Consider the following 21,518-nt stretch of genomic DNA (forward strand, 5'->3'; position numbering starts at 1 on the left):
ACGAGTGCTGAACCGTTATGTCGCTATATCTGCTTGCCCTCGATGCGTCATCCAGTGCCTGTTCGGCTGCTTTGCTTCGTAAGGACGCTGACCACAGCGAGTGCGTGGCGCGCTTTGAAATGACCCCACGGGGGCATACGCGGCGGCTGATGCCGATGATCGATGACGTATTGGCCGATGCACAGCTTTCCGCAAACCAGTTGGATGCGGTTGCCTATGGCTGTGGTCCTGGCGCCTTTACCGGGCTGCGCATTGCGGCTGGGGCAGCTCAGGGCCTGGCATTTGGGCTGGACCGCCCGCTGCTGGGCATTTCTACGCTGGAAGCGCTTGCTCTACAGGCCCATCGTCGCTATCACTTGCGCCATGTCGTAACGGCGCTGGATGCCCGCATGGGGGAAGTCTATGTGGCAATGTGGCACTGTTTGAATGACAGCCTGCGGCGTCAGGGCGACGAGGCCGTGTTGGCTCCCGAAAGGGTGACCCTGCCCGACGAAGAAACCGACTGGGTGGGGGTGGGGTCGGGCTTTACGCTTTGGGAGCAGTTCAGCACGCCGCTGCAGGCCGCGATGACGCATCATTTGACCGATCTGGAACCGCGAGCTGAAGAAATGGCCTGGTTGGCCGCTCGGAATTTCGCCGCCGGGCTTGGGCAACCCGCCCACGCTGTGCAGCCGGTTTACCTGCGCAACCAGGTGGCCTGGAAAAAGCCGGCATGACGCTGCCCGATGCCGGTACATTGCCCGCTGGGTTAACGCTTGCCTACCACGATGGCCAATTGGTGTTAGCCGGCGATGAGCGACAGTTCGGCAAACCGCTCAGCGTTGATTTTGTTGCCGGCCGGGCGGCGCACCGGCGCCAGTTTGGCGGCGGGCGTGGTCAACTGATTGCCAAAGCCTGCGGGCTGAGCAAGGGTGTAAGCCCCAATGTGGTGGATGCCACAGCGGGGCTGGGGCGTGATGCCTTTGTACTGGCAAGTCTGGGCGCATCGGTATTGATGATCGAGCGCGTGCCGGCCATTGCCGCACTGTTAAACGATGGCTTGACGCGTGCGGCTAATACCGCGGAAACCGCAGCCATCGCCGCGAGGATGACTTTTCGCCAAGGGGATGCCGCCCAGGCATTGGCCATGCTAGTGGCTGACGCTGCTTTTGATCCTCAGGTGATTCATCTTGACCCCATGTTTCCCCACCGCGAAAAATCTGCGCTGGTTAAAAAAGAAATGCGCCTGTTTCGGGCGTTGGCCGGGGACGATGATGATGCGCCGCGTCTACTGGAAGCCGCTTTAGACGTCGCGACGCACCGTGTGGTGGTTAAACGCCCTCGTAAAGCGCCACCGATTGCCGGGCCCACACCTCAGCACACGCTACAAGGCAAAACCAGTCGCTACGACATGTATGTTCATCGCGCCCTGACCCGCTAGCAACGCCACCAAGGAGGGCTTATGTCGCCGAAGTGGCGAGACAGCAATCGCTTTACCCTGCTTCCCGAAGCCTCGCGTTTTTTACCCGCGATGCTTGGGGCGATTCATCATGCCCAGCATTATGTACTGGTTGAGCTCTATTTGATGGAGTCGGGCAAGCTGGCTGACCAGGTTAGCGAGGCGCTGATCAAAGCCGTAAAGCGGGGCGTACCGGTATGTTTGCTGCTAGACGGGTTTGGCTCAATGGGCTTGGCGAGCGAAGACCGCCATCGCCTGATGCAGGCTGGGGTGCAACTGCGCTTTTTTAACCCTCTGGGTTTTCATTCTCTGGCGCGCAACTTGAGTCGTGACCATCGCAAAATCGTGGTGGTAGACGGGGAGGTGGCATTCACCGGCGGGTTTGGCGCGGTGGATGAGTTTCTTGACGCATGGTACGAAATCGCGGTGCAGGTTGAAGGTCCGGTAGTCGCTGATTGGGAAGCGTTGTTTAGGCGGCTATGGCGGTCGCGGCTGGCTCGCCCTGATAAAGCCCAGACGCGCATTCAAGCGTTGCCCGACCAGCGTACGTCACCTAGCTATGCCGATGGTGCGCGCGGGCGAGTGGTGTCGGCAAGAGGCTATCGCTACCAGGCAATTCGTTATTCGCTACACCAACGCATAGGGCAGGCAAGGCAGCGACTATGGCTGTGTACGCCCTATTTTGTGCCGACGTTTCGCTTACGTCGGCGCTTGATGCGTGCCGCCAAACGCGGTATCGATGTGCGGCTTTTGCTGCCGGGTGCCCAACACGACCATCCTGGTGTGCGCTATGCCGGGCAACGGTTTTATCATGCGATGCTCAAGTCTGGCGTGCGCATCTACGAGTTTAAACCGTCGTTTATCCACGCTAAATTTGTGCTGGCCGATGAGTGGGTAAGTATCGGGTCGTGTAATTTCGACCATTGGAATCTCCACTGGAACCTCGAGGCAAATCAAGAGGTTGATGATCCCAGGCTGGCTCAACAAGTATGCGAGCTTTTCGAGCGCCACTTTGCCGCGAGTGACGAAGTGGATGCCGCCAAATGGGCGGCGCGGCCCTTAAGGCAGCGCGCTAAAGAATGGCTCTATGGGTTGCTGGACGCCTTGGTGATGCGGCTCAAGTAACTACCGGCGTGGTTTGCCTTTGGCCGGTGTTTTTTTGCGTGGTTTGGGCTTGGGAGTTTCCGGCGGTACGCGGTAATGTAGATATAGATCGAGTACCAGCTCCGGCAACTGCGCTACCAGAGTTTCCTGACGCTCCAAGTCGTTGGCCATGTCGGCCATATCCGGCTCGTCGTCAAATAGCCCTGAAAGCAGCATAAAGGGCAATAGCAGCGTGGCCGCAGTTTCTTCATCGTCTTGGAACCAGGCGCTCTCATCGCAGAACACGCCTTCCATGAAGCCAGCGCACCAGTCGCCTATGGGGGTCTCTTCGGCAGAAATACCGGCAAGCGTCAGCTCGAAGGGGAGTTCGGGCAATCCGCCTTGCTCCAGTACAGACATGGCGTTATCGCGTAGCAGCGTGAGCAGATGGGTGATCTCATCGCGCTGTTCATTGTCGGCATAGCGAGGCACGCCATGAAACAGCTCTGCAAGCCATTGGCTAGGCGGTACTTCGCTTGGGCCGACCGCCAGCGCAACGAGAAATCCATGCGCTGAAATCAGGTCGAGCGCATCTTCGTCGACCTGGTCGGAATCGAGAAAATCGTCCAGCTTATCGAGTTGTTCATCGTCAAGCAGCGGCTGCGGCGGAATAGCCTCTTCGGGCGTGTTGGGGGGCGCTGGCATAAGAAGCCTCGTCAATGAGCAGCGGAAACAAACAGTCAAAAAGACATAATGACCACTAGTTTATCACTAATGAATACTAAGCCACTCCCCCCTTGGCCGGATGCAGCACTTGCGGCTTTATCGACGCAAGCACTGCACCAGGCTGCCCGTGAGCGAGCCGATCTTGCCTGGCAGCGCTGTCGCGAGGTCTACCCCGAGCTGCCTCGGCCAGCGGTATGGTTTGATTTAAAGGGGGCGTCCGCTGGACAGGCGCATCTCGGCCGTGGCGGGGTAAGGTTTAATCCGGTGCTGCTGAATGAAAACCGCCGTGCATTTTTTGACGAGGTGATCCCTCATGAAATGGCCCACTGGCTGGTGTTTCATCTCGCCGATGGGACACGCCTAAAGCCGCATGGGCGCGAATGGAAAACCGTGATGCGTGACCTGTTTGGTCTGACGCCCCGAGTAACTCATCGCTTTGATATCGGTCGTGCTCAGCCGGCCCCTTATCGCTATCGGTGTGGGTGTCAGCATCATCAGTTGACGGCGCGGCGTCATGCTTTGGTGGTAAAAGGTCGTCGTTATCGCTGTCGCCACTGTGCTGAGACCTTGGTCTACTGTGCGGAATAGAGTCGCTGTTTCTATTATAAGTTATTGTAATTTATATTAAAAATGTTAATACCAATGTCTAAAGGGAAGCTCACGCTGAGAGGTTTATGCTAGGGTAACAATATGTGGTGCCGGTAACGTTAAATATTATATCGGCTACATTCCTTTAGAGAGTGCATTTCCACGGACAGAGGCAATTTCATGAGCGAACAGCAGAACGTCTATCCGGTGCGCGAGGATATCGCCGCCAACGCGTGGGCTGACGAAGCCACCTACCAGGCCATGTACCAGCAGTCGGTAGACGATCCGGAAGGCTTCTGGGCCGAGCAGGCCAAGCGGCTTGACTGGATTAAGGCGCCCGCCACCATCAAAAGCACTTCCTTCGCGCGTGATAATGTCGATATTCGCTGGTTTGAAGACGGCCAGTTGAACGTTGCCGCCAACTGCCTGGATCGTCACCTCGAGAAGCGCGGCGACCAGACCGCCATTATCTGGGAAGGCGACGATCCCAACGATGCCAAACACATCAGCTACCGCGAGCTTTACGAGCGTACCAATCAACTGGCCAACGGCCTGAAAGAACTAGGTATCGGTAAAGGCGACACGGTCACCCTGTACATGCCGATGATTCCTGAAGCGGCAATGGCCATGCTGGCCTGTGCGCGCATCGGGGCGGTGCATTCGGTCGTGTTTGGTGGTTTCTCCCCCGACGCCGTGGCGCAACGGGTTATCGGGGCCGACTCAAAACTTGTGATCACCGCCGATGAATCGGTGCGTGGTGGCAAGCAGGTGCCGCTGAAAGACAATGTCGACGCGGCACTGACCCGTGAGGGCACCGATGTCTGCAAAAACGTATTAGTCGTCAAGCGCACCGGTGGCGAAATCGAGTGGAATGAGGGCCGCGATCTATGGTTTGACGCCTTGGTCGACAAGCAGTCCACCGAGTGTGAACCCGAAGCAATGGGCGCTGAAGATCCTTTGTTTATTCTTTACACATCCGGGTCTACCGGCGCGCCCAAGGGGTTGAAGCACACTACCGGCGGGTACCTGACCTACGCGGCCATGACCCACCAGTACGTGTTTGATTATCAGGACGGTGAAGTTTACTGGTGTACCGCCGATGTCGGCTGGGTCACCGGGCACAGCTACATTGTTTATGGTCCGCTGGCCAACGGGGCCACCACGCTGATGTTTGAGGGCGTTCCCAGCTATCCGACCCACGGGCGGATGGGCGACATCGTCGACAAGCACAACGTCAATATTCTATATACCGCACCCACTGCCGTGCGTGCGTTGATGGCCCATGGTGAAAACGTCATGGACTCAAGCAAGCGCGACTCACTCCGCCTGCTGGGTTCAGTGGGTGAGCCGATCAATCCTGAAGCGTGGGAGTGGTTCTATCGCGTCATCGGTAACGAAAAGTGCCCGATCGTGGATACCTGGTGGCAGACCGAAACCGGCGGCATCATGATCTCGCCGCTGCCGGGGGCTACGCCGCTCAAGCCAGGGTCGGCCACCAAGCCGTTCTTTGGCGTTCAGCCCGCCCTGGTGGATAACGACGGTAAACTGCTCGAAGGCGCCGCTGAAGGCAACCTGGTCATTCTGGATGCTTGGCCCGGCCAGGCACGGTCAATCTGGGGCGACCATGAGCGCTTTGTGCAGACCTACTTCTCTACGTATGACAACATGTACTTTACCGGTGATGGCTGTCGTCGTGATGAAGACGGTTATTACTGGATCACCGGACGGGTTGACGATGTCCTGAACGTCTCCGGCCACCGGATGGGGACCGCCGAGATCGAATCGTCGCTGGTTGCCCACTCTGCCGTGGCCGAAGCCGCTGTGGTGGGCTTCCCCCACGATATTAAAGGCCAGGGCATCTATATTTACGTGACCTTGAACGATGAGGTCGACCCGACGGATGAGCTGAAAAAAGAACTGACCCAGTGGGTTCGCAAGGATATCGGTCCGATTGCCTCGCCGGATGTCATTCAGTGGGCGCCGGGCCTTCCTAAAACCCGCTCAGGCAAGATCATGCGTCGTATTCTGCGCAAGATTGCGGCCAATGAATGCGATGGATTAGGGGATACCAGCACGCTGGCTGATCCTTCGGTAGTGGATGAGTTAATCGAACATCGCGCTAATCAATAGTCCATTCACCGGCCCTGTGGTGGTCACCGCTGGGCCGGTGAGAGGGGGTAGGCTAAGCTTTTTGGCTCCTCTCCTAAGGGCGATGAAATGTCAGTGCCGGCCAACGCGCCGGCACTGCTATGTTGAGTGTGATGAAGAATCCATTACAAATTGTGCATGTGATGCTTGGGCATGACGAAGTCCATGGGGTACCATGCTTCAACCGTATGAGCCTAGCGTCGCGGCAGCAGCAAACCCCGCTGCTTGAGGAACCGGAGGAATATCCATGGCAGTAGCCCACAAGTTTATCGTCGCAGACGACCACCCGCTGTTTCGTGCAGCGCTCACCCAGGCGTTACGCCAACTGGCCCCGCAGGCAGAAATCGTCGAAGCCGATACCATGGAGGCGACTACCGAGGTGGTCAACCGACACCCGGATGCTGACCTTATCCTGCTGGATTTACACATGCCAGGTGCCCATGGTTTTTCAGGCCTGATCCAGCTGCGCGGGCAAATGCCTGATATTCCCGTAGCAGTTGTGTCAGGTAGTGACGAGCCATATGTGGTGCGTCGTGCCATCGACTATGGTGCATCAGGCTTTATTCCTAAATCGTCGTCGCTGCAGCTTATCGCCGAAGCGGTCAGCGAGATTTTGCAGGGTGAGGTATGGTTGCCCGAGGCGTTGGCGGGTGTATTGGAAGAGACCAGTGAAGAAGAATCGCGCTTTGCCGAAGCGATTGCTTCGCTAACGCCACAGCAATTCCGGGTGCTCAACATGCTCACGGAAGGGTTGCTGAACAAGCAGATCGCCTACGAACTTAACGTTTCCGAAGCGACCATCAAGGCGCACGTCACGGCGATTTTGCGTAAGCTAGGCGTGCACTCGCGCACCCAGGCGGTGATTGCAGCGCAAAAACTGGAAGTCGAGCCGCCCAAAGTCGAGTCCTGATGGGCTTCGCCCGGAGCTAGTAGCTGGAAGAGCGGCGCTTCGCGCCTGGCAGCGAGAAGGAAAAACTGCCTCCGTGGTCTTGCCACGGAGGCAGTTTCATTCAAGCTGTCATCCAGCTTCCAGCTAGGCCTTACCCGCTCGGCTGGCCTGCAGCGTACGCGTCAACAGCGCCCGTAGGGCTGCAGGTCGTACCGGCTTGAGCAGCAGCTGATACCCGGCACGCTTGACCTCTTCGGCTACCGCCTCGGTGCGGTCGGCGGTAATCACGATGCCGGGGACGGCGCCAACCAGACGCTCGCTTAAGGCTTCCAGCGCCATCAACCCGGTGACCTCGTTATCCAGGTGGTAGTCGGCCAGGATGGCGTCTGGGTCACCGTCCATGTTGCGCAGGATCGACTTGGCGCCGCCGATGCTGGTGGCGGTGAATACCTCGCACCCCCAGCCGCTGAGCATGGCAGTCATGCCTTCGAGAATCAGCGTTTCGTTGTCGATGCACACAATCCGGGTGCCGGTCAGCTTGTTGCCGCTGCGCCGTGGCCCGTGTTCCTCATCCTCGGCGCTGGGCTCGCGTGCTGCAACGTGCGGCACGCTCACCGAGAAGACGGTGCCGGTTCCCACCCATGAACGCACCTTGATGGGATGATCAAGCACACGGCTCATGCGATCGGCAATGGAAAGCCCCAGACCGAGGCCTTTTTCACTCTCTTTGTGCCGCGATACCTGGTCGAGACGACGAAACTCTTGGAAAATCTCGCTGAGCTTCGAGTCAGGAATCCCGGGACCGCTATCCCATACCTCAATCACCAGCCGCTCGCCTTGGCGTCGACAGCCCAGCAGTACACGGCCCTCCTGGGTATAGCGAATCGCGTTGGAAAGAAAGTTCTGCACAATGCGGCGCAACATTTGCGGGTCCGAATCGACCCACTGCTGGGTGGGGACCACGACCAGGTCAAGCCCGCGGTCGTCGGCCATCACTTCGAACTCTGCGCGCAGCGGCCGGAAGATATCGGCCAGCGCGAAATGGCTGCGCCGCGGCGTTAGAGCGCCTGCGTCGAGTTTGGAAATATCCAGCAGCGTACTGAGCAGTTCTTCCGCCGCTTGCAATGAATTATCGATATGGCCAATGGTGCGCTGGGTATCCGGCACGGTGACATTTTGCATCAGCGCCGAGGTGAATAGGCGGGCGGCATTCAACGGCTGGAGTAAGTCGTGGCTTGCCGCCGCTAAAAAGCGCGTTTTTGAGGCGTTGGCATCTTCGGCCAACTGCTTGGCCTGGCGCAGTGCCTGCTCGGCTTCAGCGCGGACACGATTCTCCTGACGCAGGGCGGCGTTGGCTTCGGAGAGCGCCTGGGTACGTTCACGTACGCGTTCTTCAAGGGTTTCGTTGGTTTCCTTAAGCGCAATCTCGGCCTGTCGGCGTTCGGTAATGTCCTGATAAAGCGCAAAGAACCCGAGAATCGACTGGCTGTCACCGAAGTGGGGCGTATAGGTGACCAGCATGTAGCGCATGGCGTCATTCAACTGCATGGCTACTTCAAAGCTTACTCGCTCACCGGCCAATGTAAGGGCTACCCAGGGCGCTCGCTCCTGGGCCTGCCGTTCTGGCAGAACATCTTCGTAGCGCTTGCCGATCACCGCGTTACGGTCGATACCGAAGGCCTGTTCATAAGCGCGGTTGGTGAACAGGTAACGACACTCTTTATCGAAGTAGGCGATCAGCGCGGGAACGTTATCGGTGTAAATACGGATGTTGTTTTCGGAGCGAATCAGCGCTTCTTCGATGCGTTTCTGCTGGGTAATATCCTGATAGGTATACACGAAGCCGCCACCCGGCATCGGGTTGCCCTGCACTTCGAGCACGCTGCCATCCTGCCGGTAACGAACGTAGCGGTGCGGCTGGCCGTCGCGAATGTTGTCGAGCAGCAGCTGAACGTGCTCTTCGGGATCGCCTGGGCCGTACTCGCCGTTGTGGGCGTTGTATCGGAAGATGCGGTCCATCGGTGCGCCCACGCGTATCAGGTGGTCGGGAAAGCGAAACAGTTCTAGATAGCGCTGATTCCATACCACCAGACGTAGGTTTTGATCGACAACGCTGATGCCCTGGTTAATGTTCTCGATGGTGGCCTGCAGCAGCGCGCGGTTGAATTCGAGCACCTGGGAGGCTTCATCGACGATCGAGATGACGTCGGAAATGCCGATCCCGCGCCCCTGGAGGGCAGAGTTGACCACGATCCTTGCCGACGATGCGCCAAGCACTGAAGCGAGAAAGCGCTCGGTGAACTGGATCACATCGATAGAGGCACGGGTGCCATCATCCAACGGTTTGCCCGCCCGTCGTGCATAGTCCTCAAAAGCGCGGCCCACCTGCCCGGCGCCCAGAAAACGCTCACAGAGCACCTTCAAATCGCCCACTGTGGTGGCCCCCGTCCAGGGGCGGTTAACCGAGGTTTGGCGGGTCTCAACGCTATCCACAAACAGTGACGCCTGAATACGCTCGACCACGCGCTGTGACGTCACCTGGGAAACAAAGATGTAGCAGAATAAATTGACGCCCAGCGATAGCATTACCCCATGAGTAAAACTGTCGCCCAGATTCAGGCCAAACAGCGCCGTGGGCGAGAGCCACGCGAGCCCTAGGGGGCCGCCATCCAGCCAGTTGGCCGGCAGCACATCGGCGTTAATCATGGCGGGCATGAGCAGGCTATAAACCCAAATGGCAAAGCCGGCATTCATGCCGACGATAACCCCAAGCCGGTTACCGCGCTTCCAGTACAGGCCGCCGATCAGCGCAGGAGCGAATTGTGCCGCCGCCGCAAAGGACAGCATGCCAATCGACGCCAGCGAGGTGAACTCGGCGATCATCTGGTAGAAGCCGTAGGCCATGGCCAGGACAGCGACAATGGTCAGTCGTCTCGCACGCAGGACCAGGCGACCGTAATCGCGCGCCTTGGTGTCGAACCAGCGCAAACGGAAAAGCGCAGGAATGACGATTTCATTGGAGATCATGATCGACACGGCGACCGCCGCCACAATGACCATGCCGGTCGCGGCGGAAAACCCGCCAATGAACGTCAGCAGAGTCAGCCATTCATGGCCGGACGCCATGGAAAGCGCCAATACGTAGGTATCCGGTTCAACCGAGGTGTCGGAAAACAGCATTAGGCCGGCGGCCGCCAGCGGCACGACGAAAAACGCGATCACGATCAGGTAGAGAGGAAACAGCCAGCGTGCTTTCGTCGCATCGTCGTGGTGGGTGTTCTCGACGACCGCCACATGGAATTGGCGGGGCAGGCAGAGAATCGCCAGCATGGCCAGCAGGGTTTGCGCCCAGAAGCTCTGACCGAAGTCCTGGTTGGCCAGTTGGCGCTGTAACTCCAGATGCGTTTCTGCATAACCCATCAGCTCGCCCAGGCCGTCGAACATCCCCCAGGTGACGAACACCCCGAGCACCACGAAGGCGAGCAGCTTGACCAATGACTCGAAGGCGACCGCGTGGATTAAGCCTTCGTGGTGCTCGGTGGCATCGGTATGCCGCGTACCGAACAGGATGGCGAAAATAGCCATCACCACGGCCACATAAAAGGCAGTATCGCCAAACAGTGGCGCATTGGTCATGTCGCCTTCGTCGGTTAATACGCTGAAAGTGGTGGAGACAGCTTTTAACTGAAGGGCGATGTAGGGCAGGGTGCCCACTAGTGCCACGAGGCTGGCGAAGGCTGCCAACGACTGGGTTTTACCGTAGCGCGAGGCGATAAAGTCGGCGATAGAAGTGACGTTTTGGTGCTTGGCCACGCGGATCATTTTCGCAAGCACAGGCCAGAACAGTAAAAACGTAAGCACCGGCCCGACAAAGATACTGGCGAACGACCAGCCGGCCGTCGCGGCTTGGCCTACAGCCCCATAAAACGTCCAGGAGGTGCAATAAATCGCCAGGGCAAGGCTGTAAATAATAGGGCGGCGGCGTGTTGCTCCGACTTTTCGAGCACGACGGTCACCGTACCAGGCGATAGCGAAGAGCACCGCGATATACAAAAGCGATACCGCGACTAACAGTCCGCCATGAAACATAGCCTTCCCCCGCCTGTTGCCTATCGATCAAGCCGCTATGGGCTACTCGTCCAGCGCCCCATTCTAGGCGAAATGAGATGGGGCGTCAGGCGTGAAATGCGAAGGCTTACACGCCGTCGCAAACATTGTTAAGCAGTGGTGAGGTGTCACGTAGTGTGCGCATTTGGTCGACTTGCGGCTCGCGGGTTTCTGGCTCAAGGGGAACCAGTTCACGGCTATCGCAGTTGAGCAAATACGGCTGATGGGTGACGACATCGGTATAATGGCGTTCAAACTGGTAGAGAATAAATTGCGCCAGACGGTCATCGCCGCTGGTGCCGAGTTTGATATTCTCGCTATCCACCACGCTGAACTCGGTGGTCATAGGAAACATAAAGGTCCAGGGTCGCCAGACCTGTTGGCTAGTGTCGCTGGAAATAACCTCGGCGGTTTCAGGAAGCTGTTGTTGCTTATGTTCAAACCAAGAATACTCGACATAGATTTGATAGCTGAGCATACCCAGCCCGCCGAAGACCGGCACGATCCATTTAGGCAGTCGCTTGCCACTCAACGTACGCAGTAATAGACCAATCCCTGCCGCCGCCAAGCCAGCAAATACGGCGGCAATCAAATGCCAAATCATAATACGTCCTTCTAAAAAGCCATCGGGCCTCCCGGAGGAAGCCCGATGGCGGGTCGGTTCCAAAGCCTGTGACACTTGGGTCAGCAGGTTAGGGAAAGATTATGACTTAGTGGTCGACGGCAACGCCAGCACCTTTCGGGTAGCGAACGCTTTCGACCAGTTCCTGGATCTCCTGCGGCGGTGCTTTGGTCACGCTGCAGACCGCAAAGGCCACGGCGAAGTTGATCATCGCGCCTATCGCACCGAAGGACAGCGGTGAAACCCCGAATATCCATTCTGCAGGTTCGTTGGCCAGCATATTTGTGCCGGGGACGAAGAACCAGCCCAAGTAGGTGAAGATGTACAGCAGGGTACAGATCAGACCGCTGAGCATGCCGGCGACAGCGCCTGAGTTGTTCATCTTCTTGGAGAAGATACCCATCATCAGCGCGGGGAACAGCGACGCACCGGCGATACCGAAAGCCAACGCCACGGTTTGCGCCGCAAACCCGGGTGGGTTAAGCCCCAGATACGTGGCAAGTAATATCGCCCCGGCCATGGAGATTCGCGCCGCCAACATCTCGCCTTTCTCGGATATCTTGGGGTTGATCATGGTCTTGATCAAGTCGTGACTGATCGCGGACGAAATCGCAAGCAACAGACCCGCCGCCGTGGATAGCGCCGCGGCGATACCGCCTGCTGCAATCAAGCCAATGACCCAGCCGGGTAAGTTGGCAATTTCGGGGTTCGCCAACACCATGATGTCGTTGTTGACGTCCAGTTCGTTGCCTTCCCAACCACGATCTTCAAAGTCTGAATCGTCGTTGTAGAACTGGATGCGGCCATCTTCGTTCTTGTCTTCAAACGTCAGCAGACCGGTGTCTTCCCAGGTGCGGAACCATTCCGGACGATCTTCGTAGCGCAGGGCTTCTTCGGAGGCGTCGGCGTAGTTTTCCGTTTGACCGGCCATCTCTGGATAGACCGTGGTCATCAGGTTCAGGCGCGCCATGGACCCAACCGCCGGTGCGGTGAGGTACAGCAGGGCAATGAACACCAGCGCCCAGCCGGCTGACCAGCGAGCATCCGCCACTTTCGGCACGGTGAAGAAGCGAATGATAACGTGGGGCAGACCCGCAGTACCGACCATCAGCGACAGGGTGAACAGCACCATGTTGAGCTTGTTGTCGACGTCGGCGGTATAGTCCTGGAAGCCCAGTGCACTGACTACGTCATCGAGCTTGGTGAGCAACGGTACGCCCGATTCGGTATGCGTACTGAACATGCCGAACATGGGAATGGGGTTGCCGGTGAGCTGCATGGCGATGAATACCGCCGGGATGGTGTAGGCAATGATCAGTACGATGTACTGCGCCACCTGGGTATAGGTGATGCCCTTCATGCCGCCGAAAACGGCGTACAGGAAGACGATAAAGGCCGCGATCCAGATGCCAGCGGTGTTAGGCACTTCCAGGAAGCGCGAGAACGCCACGCCCGCACCGGTCATTTGACCGATAACGTAGGTCACCGAGGCCACTATCAGACAGATAACCGCCACAAGACGGGCCGTGTTGCTGTAGAAACGGTCGCCAATGAAGTCGGGTACCGTGAACTTGCCGAACTTACGCAGGTAAGGGGCAAGCAGCATGGCGAGGATAACGTAACCCCCGGTCCAGCCCATCAGGAAGGTGGAGTTGGCGTAACCGCCCGACGCCAGCAGGCCAGCCATTGAGATGAACGATGCCGCTGACATCCAGTCGGCAGCGGTAGCCATCCCGTTGGTGATCGGGTGAACACCACCCCCGGCGACGTAGAAGTCTTTCGTCGATCCCGCGCGTGCCCAGATCGCGATGCCTATATACAAGGCAAAGGAGGCACCCACGAAAAGTAGGTTGATTGCAAATTGGCTCATACCGGCTTACTCCCCAAGGCCAAATTTTTCATCAAGCTTGTTCATTTTCCACGCGTAGAAAAAGATCAAGACGATGAAGGTGAGAATTGACCCTTGCTGAGCAAACCAAAAGCCCAGGTCGGTACCACCGACTGGAATAGAGGCAAGTAGCGGGCGGAATAGAATAGCGCAGCCGTAAGAAACGAATGCCCAGACTACCAAACATCCAATAATGGTACGGACGTTGGCTTTCCAGTATTCAGCAGCATTGGATTTGTCGTCTGCCATTGTGTTGCTCTCCACTTGTGTTTTTAGGTTGGAAAGTTCACTCGAAATAGCGGTTGAACCATCAGATCAATCGCACGTTTTTGGAACCACTCGCTATAGTGATGTCATGAATCAGCTGTTAGTTAACACGTCACCTGGCAAAAGGTGGATTTCGAGTGGTGCAATGACGTGCGATTACCCTGCATGACTCACTGACAATAGTGGGCAATAAATGCGAAAAAATAAATCCCAGACTTTGGTATCAATAAACTTTGGTGGTGAGCAAAAAGTAGCCAATCAGTTGAAAATGAGCTTTTTTATGGACTTTTAGTGTATTCATATAAGTTTTACTTAGCGCCATGGGACGATGGTCTAGGTGGGGGGGATACGGCAATGTTTGCTATGTTCAGAAACTGGCCTAGACATGTTTTTAATAATTCAAAAAGTGGCGACATGTTTTGCCTTTTTCACAACACCGAAGTGAATAAAGGTAGTTAGACATTAGCGCAATAACCCAAAGTAGTAGTCGGGTAATGAATTTCCTTAACGCCAGTTTTTAACCCAATGGCGAATGATGCCTTAAACGTTAGACTGCTTGACATTATTAACTAACACGCCTTGGACAACCATCCTCAGGTCAACGAGGTTCGCTTACACCGCATCATAATAACGAGGTCATGCTCATGGTAGATGTCGACCTTTCCCAGCCACCGTTTTCGCTGCTGGATGCCGAGGGGAAGGAGCACGTGCGTCGCGGCATGGACCTTGCCTATTTTGAGCGTCACGACATCATTGTCGAGACAGGCCAAGCGGGCGAATACGTGTATGTGATCCATAAGGGGGAAGTTGCCGAACTAGACCCCACCTTACCGTCATCAGTATCGCGCATTGGGCATTACACTGCAGGCGATTTATTTGGTGCCATTAGCATATTGAACGGCAAAAGCCGCTACCGGTTTCAAGCGGAACAGGAATGCTTGTGTTATCTGATGCCCAAAGCGCTATTCAAGACACTGTGCCATGAGTATCCCGAATTTAGTCAATTCTTTCGCCAGTCGTTGGCTCATAAAGCACGCCTGTTAACAGAAAAGCGCGCCGAAGGCGGCGTGACGATGGCAGGGTTCATGCTGGCCCGCGTCAGTGAGTGCATGCGCGCGCCCTTGTTACTGCCCGCCGATGCGGATGTCGCCACCGCCGTGCGCACGCTCAATGATAGTCATGCTGACAGCTTGCTGGTTGATGCATCCAGTCAACTGGGCATGGTGACTAAAACCGACCTGCTAAACGCCATTGTGCTGGGGGAGCATCCCGTAACCACACCGCTTGTTGATATCGCCCAATATACTCTGGTAACGGCGACGCCCGACCAATACTTATTTGAAGCGCTGGTCAGTATGACGCGCCATAAGGTGACGCGGGTCGTGGTGATGGACAATGCCCAGGCCGTTGGTGTGGTCGAACTGACCGACGTACTTAGCTATTTCTCAAGCCGCAGCTATGTGGTCAGCCTTCAGGTGGAGCAGGCCGGTGATTTGTCGGCGCTGGCCGCAGCTAGTCACCGTACGCCGGAGCTGGTCAACGCCTTGATGGCGCAGGGGGTGAAGCTACGTTTTGCCATGGATCTGTTGGCAGCCTTGAATGGCCGCATCATGAGCAAGGCTTGGGAATTCACTATTGATGCGTCACATCAGCAGCACAGCTGCATGATGGTCATGGGCAGTGAGGGGCGCGGCGAGCAGATTCTCAAAACCGACCAGGATAACGGCTTGATTCTGGCCGACGACGCTGAGTGGCCCGCTGTTGGGGATGACATGCAGCGCCTCACGGCCACCCTTATTGAGCTGGGTTACCCGCCTTGTCCGGGCAATATCATGGTGTCGAACCCGGATTGGGTGGCCACGGTAAGCGAATGGAAAGGGCGCATTGCGCGCTGGGCCAGCGCACGTGACGGCGATAGCCTGATGAAGCTGGCGATCATGCTCGACGCCCACGGCGTGGCGGGCAACCCGAGCCTGCTGGAAAGCGTCCGTGAGGAGCTGTTCGAGCGTTGCTCCCGGGACGAGTTGCTGCTGTCGTATTTCGCCCGCACTGCGCTGCGTTTTTCTACTCCCTTGACGCTGTTTGGTTCGCTTAAGAAGCCCCAGCACGGCATCGATATAAAAAAAGGCGGTATTTTTCCCATCGTTCACGGCGTTCGCACCATGGCGCTTGAGCGGCGTATTCACGACACCTCGACGTTTGGCCGGTTGGATGCGCTGGCCGAGGACGGGCGTCTCAACCGGCGCTTTGCTGACGACCTAGGCGAAGCCTTAGCGCTGTTTACCGAGTTGCGGCTTAAGCAGCAGCTCAATGATATCGCCGACGGATCATCCGTTAACCAACCGGAGCGCTCCAACCGGGTCGTCGTGCAGGAGTTATCGTCGTTGGAGCGTGATTTGCTTCGCGAAGCGCTGCACATCGTTAAAGATTTCAAACAGCGTCTCTCGCATCGTTATCACCTGGAGTATTCGTGATCAGTCGACACTATTTAGATGCCCCCTTTGGTTGGCTTGGCGGCCTGCTGCGCCGGGGAAGCGAGCGCCGCCGCTATGCAGCTTCTCCCTATGCGTGGCTTTTCCAACCTTACCTAGGAAATGAACTGGTGGCGCTTTCGTGTTTTGCCCACCATGGGGTAATGAGCATCGCGGCGGTAACGCTGCGTCATCACCAAATCCTGACCAGTCGCGCATGGGTTGCAGCGCTGAGCGAAGGCGCGCGAGGAAGCGACGCCGCCGAGCGCCGTCATCAGTTGCTGTACAACGTGGAGACCACGCTACCGCTCGATGTTGAAAGCCTGCGTTCGCTAGTCGAGTTTATCGGCAACCGGCCGATCGTCGGCTGGCAGCTTGAGCAGCGCCTCGCGCCGCTCGAGCAGGCGCTACGCCGCCATCTAGGGTTTGGCCTGCCCAATGCACGGGTGGATGTCACCAAGCTGCACCAGCGCCATCTGCGCCGCTTACACCCCCAGGCTGAGCAAGAAGATGAGCTAGCCAGAGCGCTAAACTGTTGGCAAGTGCCCAGCCAGGCGCCTCAGCGGGCGCTTGAAGATGCCACCGCCAGCGCGCTGCTGTATCTTCGCTTGCAGCGTACGGAGGTGGATGCTGCCCTGTAGTGGCAAGCAGTTGGGCGCTGGCGCTGGGAGTTGCTAGAATAGCGGTTGCTTCTTTTACCATCGGCAGTGCTTATACCATGCAACATCACCTTGATCATTTTGACCCAGCGTTGGCGACCCCTAATGCGGCACCCGGCTTCCCCGAAGCGGCTGTCGCTTCTGAATCCCACGCAGCCAAACAAAAACGCGAGTTCAATAAGCTACAAAAGCGTCTTCGCCGCGAAGTGGGCAATGCGATCATTGACTATCGCATGATCGATGAGGGCGATCGCGTTATGGTCTGCCTGAGCGGCGGCAAAGACAGTTATACAATGCTGGAGATGCTGCTCAGCCTGCAGCGCAATGCGCCGGTGAACTTCTCGCTGGTGGCCGTCAACATGGACCAGAAACAGCCGGGCTTTCCTGAGCATGTGTTGCCGACCTATCTCGAGCAACGCGGGGTGGAATACCACATTCTGGAGCGTGATACCTATTCGGTGGTGAAAGAGAAAACCCCGGAAGGCAAAACCACTTGCGCGCTATGTTCGCGCTTGCGCCGCGGTTCGCTGTACGGCTTTGCCGAAGAGATTGGCGCCACTAAGATTGCCCTGGGCCACCATCGGGAAGACATTCTTGAAACGCTGTTTTTAAATATGTTCTTCGGTGGCACGCTAAAATCAATGCCGCCCAAATTGCTTTCTGACGACGGCAAGAACATCGTTATCCGACCGCTGGCGTACTGCAAAGAGGCGGATATCGTTGAGTACGCCCAGCAAATGGCGTTCCCTATTATCCCTTGCAACCTTTGTGGCTCGCAGCCCAACCTACAGCGTCAAGTAGTGAAAGATATGCTGGCGGATTGGGATAAAAAACATCCCGGCCGATTGGAAAGTATGTTTAAAGCCGTCACCAATGTTGCGCCCTCGCAGCTTGCGGACCGCGATCTGTTTGACTTCGCCGGGCTAGAAGCCAAACAGGCTGAGTTAATGGCGGGGCGCATTCAGGCGCTCACTGTTGGCTAGGGAGCGGCGTCTTCTTCGGCAAGCTGCTGCAGTCTCGCTATATCAAGAATGCGTACCTCGCGGCCTGACACGTCCACCACTTCCTGAGATTGGAAGCGGCTTACAATCCGGCTGACGGTTTCCACAGCGAGCCCGAGATAGTTGCCGATATCCGCTCTGGGCATCGAGAGTCGAAAACTGTAGGGCGAGTAGCCCCGGCGGCGAAAACGGTCGGAAAGCGTGATCAGAAAGCTTGCCAGGCGCTGGTCGGCGGTTTTGCGGGACAGCAGCCGCATCATTCGCCGGTCATTACGCAGTTCTTTGCTCATGCTGCGGTATAGCTGGCCGCGTAGCTCGGGCAGCTTTTCAGACAAATGATCCAGTTGGTCAAACGGAATCTCGCATACCGTGGTGGTTTCCAGCGCGACCACGCTGCCGGGGTAATGGGGTTCATCGATAGCATCTAAGCCTACCAGTTCACTTGGCAGATAGAAGTTGGTCAGCTGTTCAAAGCCACCGCCTTCGCTGGTGACCTGTTTTAAGCTGCCTGAACGCACGGCATATACGCTGGTAAACGGCTCCCCCTGGCGAAAAAGCTGCTCGCCTTTTTTGAGCGGGGCGCGTCGCCGAATAATCGCATCAAACTGGTCTATATCTTCCAGTTCGAGCGCTAATGGCAGGCACAGCGAGCTTAAGCTGCAGGTTTGACAGCGTGCCTCATGTAGGATGGCACGCCGTTGGAGCATTGGTTCCAGCATGAGAGTCTCCGTCAGTGGCGCATGGCTTCATTATGTAAGCTGGAGCATATGGGCAGCAACCGTCAAACTATTTTTGAATAGCGCTGTTCGCTCTGATTAGCCAGGCGAGCATCAAACGCCATGGCTAAATGGCGAATTAGCAATCGCCCTAAAGGGGAAACGCGCAGCTTGTTGCCCTGTATATCCACTAGTCCATCGCGCTTTGCCTGGTCGAGAGAACTAAGCGCTAGGCGGAAATACTGGTGGGCATCAATCTGCCAGCGCTTGCCGAGCGCCGCCAAATCCAACTGCATGTCACACATCAAGCGCTCAATGGCATCGCGGCGAATCAGGTCGTCGCGACTCAGGCATACGCCACGCTGTGTGGCTAGCTGCCCTTGATCAATGGCTGACTGGTAAAGATTGAGCTGGCTGTTGTTTTGCGCATAACAATCGTCAAGGCGTGAAATGGCTGATACACCAAAGCCAATCAGATCGCACTGGGCGTGGCTGGAATAGCCCTGGAAGTTGCGCTGCAGCGTGCCGTTTTGCTGGGCAAGAACCAGGCTGTCGTCCGGTCGGGCAAAATGATCCATGCCGATATGCACATAACCGGCATCGGTGAGCATCTCGATGGTGACGCGCAGCATGGCCAGTTTCTCGTCGGCGTCGGGCAGGTCCTGCTGGCGAATGCGCCGCTGGGGCGGAAAACGCTCCGGAAGGTGGGCATAGTTGAACACCGACAGGCGCGCCGGGTTCAGTTCTATGACCTGGCGAAGCGTCTGTGCAAAACTGTTCGCCGTTTGCAGTGGTAGACCGTAGATAAGGTCCAGGTTGAGCGAGCGGAAGCCCAGTCGCTGGGCTTCGTCCATCAGCGTTTCGGTGAGTACCCGTGGCTGGTCACGGTTAATCGCTCGCTGTACCTGAGGATCAAAGTCCTGCACGCCCAGGCTCAGCCGGTTAAAGCCCAGCGATTGCAGATGACGCAGGGTTAACACATCGGCTTCGCGCGGGTCGATTTCAATGGCGTAGTCGCGCTCGGGGTCGCTGGACAGACCGAAGCGGGCATCCAGGCGGTCAATCAATTCGCTCATCTGGTCAAGCGTTAAAAAGGTTGGTGTGCCGCCACCCCAGTGCAGCTGCCTCACCGGTCGCCGGGTGTCGAGAGGCTGCGCTGCCAGCGCCATTTCACGGTCGAGCCTTGCCAGATAGGGTTCGGCAAGTGCGGTGTTCTTAGTGGCGATCTTGTTACAGGCACAGTAGAAACAGATCTTCCGGCAGAACGGAATATGTACATACAGCGATAGCGCTCGTTGAGCGTCGTTGCTGCGTGCCAGGGCAGAGGTAAAATCGTCGGCCGTAAACGCCTCGTCAAAGGACAGGGCGGTGGGGTAAGACGTATAGCGGGGGCCGCTTATTGCGTAGCGCTGGAGTAATGCGTCGCTCCACGTTGAAGTGGTCAAGGTGCTATCAGAAGCATCATCATTCACGGTGGTAGGCATGGGGCCATGCTCCAGGTCAAAGGCTTGACGCAAGGGTAGCGGCTGCCAGGCAACCCCGTGTTGAGCTACGTCAAGAAAAGCAGCGCCAGGTGGATGTTGGCGCATTCAGTCAAACAGCCCGGAGGGCCGCGTTGTGGAAACCCACTGGCCGCAGGAAACAAGCATCGATAAGCAGACGCTGGCGGAGGTGGTCGCCAAGCAGGTCAGCGGCTGTTTTTGGCTTGAGGGGATGGGGCCGCTCAGGCTTTATGGACAGGCCAGTCACGGCTGCCTGCTGTTGGCCCATGGCGCTGGCGCCGGGCACCGATCCGCTTTTATGCAGCAGTTTGCCAGTGCGTTAGCGCAGCATGGGTTGCAGGTGATTACGTTTGATCTTGGCTATATGCAGCAAATGCAGGCCACGGGAAAGCGCCGCCCTCCGCCCGCCATTGATCGCACGGTGGCGGAGTTGGCGCGTTGGTATGACGGCCTTGCCCCGCTAACGGCTAAGCCGCTTTGGCTCGGCGGCAAGTCGATGGGTGGCCGCGCGGCAAGCATGTTGGCCAGTCAGCAAGCTTGCCCGGGGCTAGTGATCGCCGGTTATCCGTTTCATCCGCCAAAAGCACCCGACAAACTGCGCCTGGCGCATTGGTCAGACGTGCAGGTGCCTTCACTGATACTTCAGGGCGAGCGTGATCCTCTGGGCAATCACGCAGAGGTATCGAGCTACGCGCTGCCGCATAACACCCAGGTGATGTGGCTTACCGATGGCGATCACGACTTTAAACCCCGCCGTGCCTCGGGGGTAAATCAGACGATTTTGATTGACGAAGCCGCCGCTCATGGGGCATCCTTCGTGCGCGCTCAATCGCTGCAGTGAGGCGTTTGGAAGGGTGCGTTTAAAGCCGTCTGTGGAAGCACAGTATTTGAACGTAGTGTGTTGACTTCCTTCGCGTCTACTGTAGAATGCAGCGCCACGTGACCAGCGGGTGGTTAGCTCAGTTGGGAGAGCACCAGCCTTACAAGCTGGGGGTCACTGGTTCGAACCCAGTACCACCCACCATCGTATGATGGCCTGGAAACGTCGCAGTAAGGAAAGCACCTAGCGTTAATAGTGCAATACAGCGGACCGGTAGTTCAGTTGGTTAGAATGCCGGCCTGTCACGCCGGAGGTCGCGAGTTCGAGTCTCGTCCGGTCCGCCATCGTTGCATTACCCGCCTGTTTTCCATGTTTTGTCGTATGTGGACCGGTAGTTCAGTTGGTTAGAATGCCGGCCTGTCACGCCGGAGGTCGCGAGTTCGAGTCTCGTCCGGTCCGCCACGATAAACACGTAACATAGCAAATATTGGCGATGCCAATAACCTGGGTGGTTAGCTCAGTTGGGAGAGCACCAGCCTTACAAGCTGGGGGTCACTGGTTCGAACCCAGTACCACCCACCATTTGAAATACT

The 21,518-nt window shown here is 57.1% G+C and carries 17 protein-coding genes and 4 tRNA genes; 14 read left to right on the plus strand and 7 right to left on the minus strand.

The window, feature by feature from the left end; genetic code table 11:
- Positions 1 to 17: 17 nt before the first annotated feature.
- From tsaB to CPH17_RS16635, 3 genes are read left to right on the plus strand one after another with little or no spacing between them, the layout of a single operon-like run.
- Positions 18 to 716 (plus strand): tRNA (adenosine(37)-N6)-threonylcarbamoyltransferase complex dimerization subunit type 1 TsaB, encoded by a 699-nt coding sequence (tsaB, locus tag CPH17_RS16625; RefSeq protein ID WP_096300414.1) that lies wholly within the window; start codon positions 18 to 20, stop codon positions 714 to 716.
- A complete protein-coding gene (locus CPH17_RS16630) occupies positions 713 to 1,420 on the plus strand; it encodes a class I SAM-dependent methyltransferase (RefSeq protein ID WP_096300416.1) in 708 nt (235 codons plus the stop codon). Before tsaB ends, CPH17_RS16630 begins: the two co-directional genes overlap by 4 nt.
- A 21-nt stretch (positions 1,421 to 1,441) precedes the next feature.
- Positions 1,442 to 2,563 (plus strand): phospholipase D-like domain-containing protein, encoded by a 1,122-nt coding sequence (locus CPH17_RS16635; RefSeq protein WP_096300418.1) that lies wholly within the window; start codon positions 1,442 to 1,444, stop codon positions 2,561 to 2,563.
- On the opposite strand, the gene CPH17_RS16640 is transcribed toward CPH17_RS16635, so the two are convergent.
- Positions 2,564 to 3,226 (minus strand): YecA/YgfB family protein, encoded by a 663-nt coding sequence (locus tag CPH17_RS16640; RefSeq protein WP_074395347.1) that lies wholly within the window; start codon positions 3,224 to 3,226, stop codon positions 2,564 to 2,566.
- Between the two features lie 48 nt (positions 3,227 to 3,274).
- Between CPH17_RS16640 and CPH17_RS16645 the strand changes: the two genes are divergently transcribed.
- The 3 genes from CPH17_RS16645 (at position 3,275) to CPH17_RS16655 (ending at position 6,893) form a co-directional block, all read left to right on the plus strand.
- Complete coding sequence (locus CPH17_RS16645) at positions 3,275 to 3,835, plus strand: SprT family zinc-dependent metalloprotease (protein ID WP_231896504.1); 561 nt, start codon at positions 3,275 to 3,277, stop codon at positions 3,833 to 3,835.
- 180 nt (positions 3,836 to 4,015) lie between these two features.
- Positions 4,016 to 5,965 (plus strand): acetate--CoA ligase, encoded by a 1,950-nt coding sequence (gene acs, locus CPH17_RS16650; protein WP_096300420.1) that lies wholly within the window; start codon positions 4,016 to 4,018, stop codon positions 5,963 to 5,965.
- A gap of 265 nt (positions 5,966 to 6,230) precedes the next feature.
- Positions 6,231 to 6,893 carry a LuxR C-terminal-related transcriptional regulator gene (locus CPH17_RS16655; RefSeq protein ID WP_066318388.1) on the plus strand — a complete coding sequence of 221 codons (663 nt, stop codon included), beginning with the start codon at positions 6,231 to 6,233 and terminating at the stop codon, positions 6,891 to 6,893.
- A gap of 123 nt (positions 6,894 to 7,016) precedes the next feature.
- Here CPH17_RS16655 and CPH17_RS16660 read toward each other — a convergent pair whose 3' ends face one another.
- From CPH17_RS16660 to CPH17_RS16675, 4 genes are all read right to left on the minus strand, one after another.
- Positions 7,017 to 10,961 (minus strand): hybrid sensor histidine kinase/response regulator, encoded by a 3,945-nt coding sequence (locus CPH17_RS16660; protein ID WP_074395349.1) that lies wholly within the window; start codon positions 10,959 to 10,961, stop codon positions 7,017 to 7,019.
- A 106-nt stretch (positions 10,962 to 11,067) separates the two neighbouring features.
- Positions 11,068 to 11,583 carry a hypothetical protein gene (locus tag CPH17_RS16665; RefSeq protein ID WP_074395350.1) on the minus strand — a complete coding sequence of 172 codons (516 nt, stop codon included), beginning with the start codon at positions 11,581 to 11,583 and terminating at the stop codon, positions 11,068 to 11,070.
- Positions 11,584 to 11,689: 106 nt separating this feature from the next.
- Entirely contained in the window at positions 11,690 to 13,471 is a 1,782-nt protein-coding gene (locus CPH17_RS16670; protein ID WP_074395351.1) for a sodium:solute symporter family protein, read from the minus strand.
- A 6-nt stretch (positions 13,472 to 13,477) separates the two neighbouring features.
- Positions 13,478 to 13,738: a DUF4212 domain-containing protein gene (locus CPH17_RS16675; RefSeq protein ID WP_074395352.1), complete on the minus strand. Its 261-nt coding sequence runs from the start codon at positions 13,736 to 13,738 to the stop codon at positions 13,478 to 13,480.
- 662 nt (positions 13,739 to 14,400) lie between these two features.
- Between CPH17_RS16675 and CPH17_RS16680 the strand changes: the two genes are divergently transcribed.
- The 3 genes from CPH17_RS16680 to ttcA all read left to right on the plus strand — a co-directional run bounded on the left by CPH17_RS16680 (position 14,401) and on the right by ttcA (position 17,869).
- On the plus strand, positions 14,401 to 16,230 hold the full coding sequence (locus tag CPH17_RS16680) for a putative nucleotidyltransferase substrate binding domain-containing protein (RefSeq protein ID WP_074395353.1): 1,830 nt from the start codon (positions 14,401 to 14,403) through the stop codon (positions 16,228 to 16,230).
- The gene (locus CPH17_RS16685; RefSeq protein ID WP_074395354.1) at positions 16,227 to 16,868 is read left to right on the plus strand and encodes a DNA polymerase III subunit epsilon; all 642 of its coding nucleotides are present in this window, start codon (positions 16,227 to 16,229) and stop codon (positions 16,866 to 16,868) included. The genes CPH17_RS16680 and CPH17_RS16685 overlap by 4 nt, the downstream gene beginning before the upstream one ends.
- Positions 16,869 to 16,945: 77 nt before the next feature.
- Positions 16,946 to 17,869: a tRNA 2-thiocytidine(32) synthetase TtcA gene (gene ttcA / locus CPH17_RS16690; RefSeq protein ID WP_441316775.1), complete on the plus strand. Its 924-nt coding sequence runs from the start codon at positions 16,946 to 16,948 to the stop codon at positions 17,867 to 17,869.
- Here ttcA and fnr read toward each other — a convergent pair.
- Positions 17,866 to 18,606: a fumarate/nitrate reduction transcriptional regulator Fnr gene (gene fnr / locus CPH17_RS16695; protein ID WP_074395355.1), complete on the minus strand. Its 741-nt coding sequence runs from the start codon at positions 18,604 to 18,606 to the stop codon at positions 17,866 to 17,868. The two genes, ttcA and fnr, sit on opposite strands and share 4 nt — an antisense overlap.
- A gap of 62 nt (positions 18,607 to 18,668) precedes the next feature.
- Entirely contained in the window at positions 18,669 to 20,087 is a 1,419-nt protein-coding gene (hemN, locus tag CPH17_RS16700; RefSeq protein WP_096300974.1) for an oxygen-independent coproporphyrinogen III oxidase, read from the minus strand.
- A 133-nt stretch (positions 20,088 to 20,220) separates the two neighbouring features.
- Here hemN and CPH17_RS16705 point away from each other — a divergent pair, with 133 nt between their 5' ends.
- The 5 genes from CPH17_RS16705 to CPH17_RS16725 all read left to right on the plus strand — a co-directional run bounded on the left by CPH17_RS16705 (position 20,221) and on the right by CPH17_RS16725 (position 21,507).
- Positions 20,221 to 20,946 (plus strand): alpha/beta fold hydrolase, encoded by a 726-nt coding sequence (locus tag CPH17_RS16705; protein WP_231898044.1) that lies wholly within the window; start codon positions 20,221 to 20,223, stop codon positions 20,944 to 20,946.
- 107 nt (positions 20,947 to 21,053) lie between these two features.
- Positions 21,054 to 21,129 (plus strand) — tRNA-Val (locus CPH17_RS16710).
- Between the two features lie 63 nt (positions 21,130 to 21,192).
- Positions 21,193 to 21,269: transfer RNA gene (locus CPH17_RS16715), tRNA-Asp, on the plus strand.
- Between the two features lie 41 nt (positions 21,270 to 21,310).
- A tRNA-Asp gene (locus CPH17_RS16720) sits at positions 21,311 to 21,387 on the plus strand.
- Between the two features lie 44 nt (positions 21,388 to 21,431).
- Positions 21,432 to 21,507 (plus strand) — tRNA-Val (locus CPH17_RS16725).
- Positions 21,508 to 21,518: the final 11 nt, after the last annotated feature.

Source organism: Halomonas sp. hl-4 (genome assembly GCF_900215475.1).
Lineage (GTDB): Bacteria > Pseudomonadota > Gammaproteobacteria > Pseudomonadales > Halomonadaceae > Vreelandella.